Here is a 5,551-nt window from a genome sequence, read left to right as displayed (position 1 = left end):
CGTTCATAAAGATCGTTCTCGAAAAAGAACTGCGTGATCGCCCGCGTCGCGCCATTGTCGACCTTGCGCTTCAGCATGTCGATATCCGTGGCAAAATCTGGACTTTCTGGATGCTTTTCCGGATACGCGGAGACGGAGATGTCGAAGTCCGCGAAGGCTTTGAGCCCAGCAACCAGCTCGGCGCCGTTCTCATAGCCACCTGGAGTTGGTTTGTAGTGCGCACCAACGCCGCCGGCCGGATCGCCGCGCAACGCCACAAAGCGCTTGACGCCCATGGCCGCAAACTCGCGCACAACCGTATCCACCTCTTCCTTAGTCGCATCGACGCAGGTCAGATGGGCGGCGGCATTGACGTCGGTTTCAGTCAAAATCCGCTTGATTGTACGGGCAGTACGTTCCCGGGTGGTGCCGCCGGCACCGTAAGTCACCGATACGAATTCAGGATTGAGCGGCGCAAGGCGCGTCACCGTTTCCCAAAGCCGTTCTTCCATGACTTCCGTCTTCGGCGGGAAAAACTCAAATGAAACACGGATATTTGACCCAATATCCGAACGGCGGGACTGGCGGAAAAAACTCATTATACGCTCTCCGTTATGCGGGAGGTTGAATCGGGATCGGCGATCAGCAAGCGCGGGTCGCGTGCCAGCCACAATTTGACGGTCAGTTTGTCATCGCCCTTCGGTTCTAGATCGCGGCTCTCTTCGAGCATCAATCCAGCCTCGGTCAGCCAGTCACGCATCTGCCCGTCATTGAACCCAAGACGCACATGCGCATGATTGTCGCGCAGGAACTCAAGCTCATGCGGGGCAAAATCGACGATCAACATTCGCCCGCCTGCCCGCAACGCGCGCGCCGCTTCGCGGATTGCTTCCGCCGGATTATCGAGAAAGTGCAGGACCTGGTGAATCGTCACGAAATCGAAAGACTCCCGATCGACCGGGAGCGAGTAGACGTCGCCATGGCGAACCTGTGCGTTGGTAATCCCGTCGCGGTCGAGATTTGAACGGGCAATAGTCAGCATGTCGCGATTAATGTCGATGCCGACACCGCGCACATAAAGCGGCGCAAAAAGCTCCAGAAGGCGGCCTGTGCCAGTCCCAACGTCGAGCATGGCCTGGAAGGGCTTGCGACCGACAATTTTGATCAGTGCGTCTTCTACAGCGCCATCCGGAACATGCAATGAACGGATCGCGTCCCAGCTGGTGGCATTGGCGCTGAAATAGGCAGCTGCACGCTCACGACGCTGCAGCTTCACCGAGGAAAGGCGTTCAAGATCACGCTCCAACAGCGTATCGGCGTTGTCCAGACGATCCAGAAGAGAGCGGGCGATGTCGCCGACGATCAGCGATTCTGCCAAACGGAAATAAGCCCAGGAACCTTCCTGATAACGGTTGATGAGGCTTGCTTCAAACAGGAGCTTGAGGTGGCGTGACACACGTGGCTGTGACTGACCGAGAATAGTCGTAAGGTCCGAAACTGTCAGGTCGCCGCGCGACAAGAGCGCCAGAATACGCAAACGGCTTGGCTCGGCCGCTGCTTTCAGCGTATCGACCATCAGATCAAGATTGAGATTACGCTTGTCCATTATTCACCTCAAAAGACATAAAGATATGTTTATGTGAGAAATCAAATTTTGGCAAGTTGTTTTTGCCGTTGACGACAAATTTTGCCGCGTTTGAAATACGACCAAGAATCACGCAAGGAACCTGCATGAGCACAGGAACAAACCGCCAGCGCGCGATCAACAAGGCGCTGACGCTGCTTCTCCCGGCGGTGCCCTATTCGGATTCGGAGCCGATAAGGGCTGCTGCTGGCGCGCCGCACATGCGGTCATTGCCCCCTCCCATTGCGGTGTGGCTTGCTGCCGTGGCGCATGTCCGCCACCAGCACACGGACTATGACGCCCTGCGCGATGAAGGGTATGACAAGGAGAGTGCGCGATTCTTCGTGCTAGATGCCATCAATCGGAAGTTGACGGAGTGGCGGGCGACGCGTCTGCTGGACCCTGATGAGGAAGATCCGAGCTGATACTGATCGTGTCCTGCCATTGATCTTGGAAAATCAGGTCCTCCAGAGGTAATCTTTTGGCCCAGCCACGGCTTTGCAGTTCCGGCATGTCGTAGAGTTCATCAACATAACCGATACAGAGGTAGGCTATGATCTCGGCATGCTCCGGAATGCTGAGGATACGGCGCATATCCTGATCGTGGTAAATGCTGACCCAGCCGACACCGATGCCCTCGGCCCGAGCCGCGAGCCAAAGATTTTGCACAGCGCAGACGGTACTGTAGAGATCCATCTGGTGATTATGCGTGCGCCCAAGCACCACCTTGCCGCCGCGCGTGCGGTCGCAGGTGATGCACAGGTTGATCGGTGCCTTGAGAATGCCTTCGAGCTTCAGCGAAGCATAAAGCGCTTGCCGTTCGTCGCTGAACAGCAACTTCGCTTCCTCGTTGGCGCGGGTGAAGGCGCGATGTATCTCCACCTTTCGCGCTTCGTCCCGAATGACAATAAAGTTCCACGGCTGCATGAATCCGACCGACGGCGCGTGGTGCGCAGCGTCCAGAAGACGCATCAGGATGTCGTCGGGCACCGGTTTCGGGAGAAACTGGTCGCGCACATCGCGCCTCGTATAGATGGCTTTATAGACCGCTGYGCGTTCATCATCGGAAAAGCGATCGGCGGTGACCGGACGATACGAAACATTCTGCATTGTTTGCTCCCAACAACGCTTGGAAACTCTCCCCGCCGTCCGCGCGGTTTGAGCTATGAGGTCCGGCCGGTCTTCTGACTGAGGTTCGTCTGAACCGCGCGCCTTCCGGTATATCCGTGGCATCTGCGCGGCCCATCCCCTTTACAGCGTTGGGCACGTGCCGGAGTCACACCGGCTTCCCGATTCTCCCGCAAAAAGCAGGCACCGGACCTTCAGTCCATTCGCCATAGAAAATCCCTCGGCGCAACCCTCAGACCTGATAAATCCATTGCTCAGGAATCCGCACATCGACTTTTTCACCGGCGCGAATGGTGCCCGGTTTCTCGACCCACGCGACAATGCCACGCAAGCGCTTCGAGACCCGGACGAAATCGAGCGCTGTCGTCGTGTGATCTTCTGTGTCTGCATGTTCGCCGATGGAGCGCCCCGCTACCTTGCAGGGGGCATTCTGCCCGTCCACCCTCAAAGTGACGCCTCCCTCGAAGAACATCAGCGTCCGTGGCGGCAGCATCGAAAGCGCCGGAATACCGTCAATGACCATGTTGCCGCCGATCCATTCAGCCTTCAGATCAGACAATCCCATGCCAGCAGCGACATCCGCCAGTTCGTCCGATGCGAGAATGGAAAGCTGGCGCTCGTTGCGCATTTCCGTGCCGCGCGGATACCAGGGCTCACGGCCGCCGGACTTGCGCGTTGGACCAGCATGAAAATCGCCAACGATCCCGTCGAATGTGAGATCAAGAGAAGCTGCAGGCGTCGTGACAAAGTCGCCTGCGAGAGCTTCGAACAACCCACTTACCCGCCCGCTAAGCTTGCGTGAAGGGAATATCTCGGTTCTGGTTTCAAACAGGTCAGTCATTGCGCCACTCCATGAGACTTCCCGGATACTAGAAAATCAGGCCACGAAAACCAGCAAATAAGCCTGATGGGTTCGTCAAAAATGGTGATGGGAGAACGTCTCCGCCTCCCATTACCGTTATCGAGTTAGCGGCTTGTAGCTCGGACGCTTTGGATTGACGCTATCGGGACCAAGGCGGCGGATCTTGTCGTTCTCGTAGTCCTCGAAATTGCCTTCGAACCATTCCACATGGCTGTCGCCWTCGAATGCGAGAATATGCGTCGCCAGCCGGTCCAGGAACATGCGATCATGGCTGATGATCACGGCGCAGCCTGCATATTTTTCCAGCGCGTCCTCAAGCGCCGCCAGCGTTTCGGTGTCGAGATCGTTGGTAGGCTCATCGAGCAGAAGAACATTGCCACCAGCCTGCAGCATCTTGGCGAGATGCACGCGGTTGCGCTGACCGCCGGAGAGATTGCCGACCTTTTGCTGCTGATCGCCGCCCTTGAAGTTGAACGCCGAGACATAGGCACGTGAGTTCATCTCGTGCTTGCCGAGCTTGATGATTYCATTGCCGCCCGAAATTTCTTCCCAGACGTTCTTATCAGCCTTCAAATGATCGCGGCTCTGATCGACATAGCCAAGATGCACTGTTTCACCGATGCGGATGGATCCAGAATCCGGTTTTTCCTGGCCGGTGATCATCTTGAACAGGGTGGTTTTGMCTGCACCGTTGGGGCCGATAATGCCGACAATGCCGCCGGGCGGCAGCTTGAATGTAAGGTTTTCGATGAGCAGTCGATCCCCGAAGGATTTCGTGAGACCTTCCGCTTCAATCACCACCTGACCAAGGCGCTCGCCTGCCGGAATGAGAATCTGTGCGTCGCCTGGCCGCTGATCGTTGGCCGCATCCACCAAGGCGTCATAGGCCTTGATACGCGCCTTGGACTTGGCCTGACGCGCCTTGGGGCTCGCCGAAATCCATTCGCGCTCGCGCTCCAATGCTTTCTGGCGCGAGTCGTCTTCGCGGCCTTCCTGCTGCATGCGCTTGGCCTTGGCACCGAGATAGGCCGAATAGTTGCCTTCATAAGGAATACCGCGACCACGATCGAGTTCGAGAATCCACCCGGTAACATTGTCGAGGAAGTAGCGATCGTGGGTGATCAGCAGTACCGAACCCTTGTATTCGCGCAGGTGCTTTTCCAGCCACGCCGTGGTTTCCGCATCCAGATGGTTGGTTGGCTCGTCGAGGAGCAGAAGGTCCGGCTGCGACAGCAGTAGACGGCATAGAGCCACGCGGCGGCGTTCACCACCAGAAAGGTTGGTTACCTCGCTGTCGCCAGGCGGGCAGCGCAATGCTTCCATGRCCATCTCGACCTGCGATTCCAGGTCCCAGAGGTTCTTGGAGTCGATGATATCCTGCAACTTCGCGCCCTCGTCGGCGGTCTCGTCGGAGTAATTCATCATGACTTCATTATAGCGGTCGAGAATGGCCTTCTTGTCGGCAACCCCGTCCATGACGTTGCCCATCACATCCTTCGTCGGATCGAGAACGGGCTCCTGCGCGAGATAACCAACTGTTGCGCCTTCGGCCAGCCAGGCCTCGCCCGTATATTCTCTGTCCATACCGGCCATGATCTTGAGGATCGTCGACTTACCGGCGCCGTTCGGCCCGAGGATACCGATCTTGGCATCGGGGTAGAAAGAAAGATGAATGTTTTCAAGAACCTTCTTGGTTCCATATGCCTTGTTCAGGCCGGCCATATGATAAATGAATTGGCGTGCCATAACGCGCGTCACTCCGGTGTTCGGGATTTTAGGGACATGAATTTGCGCCGTATGTAGGCGAAAGGGGCTGCTGTGGCAATGGATGAGCCTGTTATTTCAGGTGTCCGAGCCATGTTAAGGGTCTCCCTTGCCACGCCCTCCCCGGAGTCTGGCCATTGTTTGCATGTTGGGAAGACGGGCGGTCGTCGAAGCGCGTCTTGGTAGATAAGTAG

Annotated in this window: 6 protein-coding genes and 1 riboswitch; of the genes, 1 reads left to right on the top strand and 5 read right to left on the bottom strand. The window is 56.9% G+C overall.

Annotated elements, in window-relative coordinates; all coding sequences use genetic code 11:
* Both ACXJ5O_RS17450 and ACXJ5O_RS17445 read right to left on the bottom strand, forming a co-directional pair.
* On the bottom strand, positions 1-578 hold a 578-nt coding region (locus ACXJ5O_RS17450), incomplete at its 3' end, for a methylenetetrahydrofolate reductase (protein ID WP_457300990.1).
* Positions 578-1,585, bottom strand: a complete 1,008-nt coding sequence (locus ACXJ5O_RS17445) for an ArsR/SmtB family transcription factor (RefSeq protein WP_457300989.1) — start codon at positions 1,583-1,585, stop codon at positions 578-580. The genes ACXJ5O_RS17445 and ACXJ5O_RS17450, both read right to left, overlap by 1 nt.
* A 125-nt stretch (positions 1,586-1,710) precedes the next feature.
* On the opposite strand from ACXJ5O_RS17445, the gene ACXJ5O_RS17440 reads away from it, so the two are divergent.
* The gene (locus ACXJ5O_RS17440; RefSeq protein WP_106718643.1) at positions 1,711-2,028 is read left to right on the top strand and encodes a DUF2293 domain-containing protein; all 318 of its coding nucleotides are present in this window, start codon (positions 1,711-1,713) and stop codon (positions 2,026-2,028) included.
* On the opposite strand, the gene bluB is transcribed toward ACXJ5O_RS17440, so the two are convergent.
* The 3 genes from bluB to ettA form a co-directional block, all read right to left on the bottom strand.
* A complete protein-coding gene (bluB, locus tag ACXJ5O_RS17435) occupies positions 1,961-2,713 on the bottom strand; it encodes a 5,6-dimethylbenzimidazole synthase (RefSeq protein ID WP_457300988.1) in 753 nt (250 codons plus the stop codon). The genes ACXJ5O_RS17440 and bluB overlap by 68 nt on opposite strands.
* 47 nt (positions 2,714-2,760) lie before the next feature.
* Positions 2,761-2,937: riboswitch (cobalamin riboswitch) on the bottom strand.
* Between the two features lie 26 nt (positions 2,938-2,963).
* Positions 2,964-3,572: an MOSC domain-containing protein gene (locus ACXJ5O_RS17430; RefSeq protein ID WP_457300987.1), complete on the bottom strand. Its 609-nt coding sequence runs from the start codon at positions 3,570-3,572 to the stop codon at positions 2,964-2,966.
* A 117-nt stretch (positions 3,573-3,689) separates the two neighbouring features.
* Complete coding sequence (gene ettA, locus ACXJ5O_RS17425) at positions 3,690-5,339, bottom strand: energy-dependent translational throttle protein EttA (protein ID WP_457300986.1); 1,650 nt, start codon at positions 5,337-5,339, stop codon at positions 3,690-3,692.
* Positions 5,340-5,551 lie beyond the last annotated feature (212 nt).

The organism is Phyllobacterium sp. P5_D12, from assembly GCF_054049495.1.
The sequence above is the reverse complement of the archived record's forward strand: the minus strand, read 5'-3'. Positions and strand labels throughout refer to the sequence as shown.

What these genes read in the sequence shown, in the direction of transcription:
- ACXJ5O_RS17445 (WP_457300989.1), bottom strand. Translation starts at nt 1,585, where the DNA reads ATGGACAAGCGTAATCTCAATCTTGATCTGATGGTCGATACGCTGAAA.
- ACXJ5O_RS17440 (WP_106718643.1), top strand. Translation starts at nt 1,711, where the DNA reads ATGAGCACAGGAACAAACCGCCAGCGCGCGATCAACAAGGCGCTGACG.
- ACXJ5O_RS17430 (WP_457300987.1), bottom strand. Translation starts at nt 3,572, where the DNA reads ATGACTGACCTGTTTGAAACCAGAACCGAGATATTCCCTTCACGCAAG.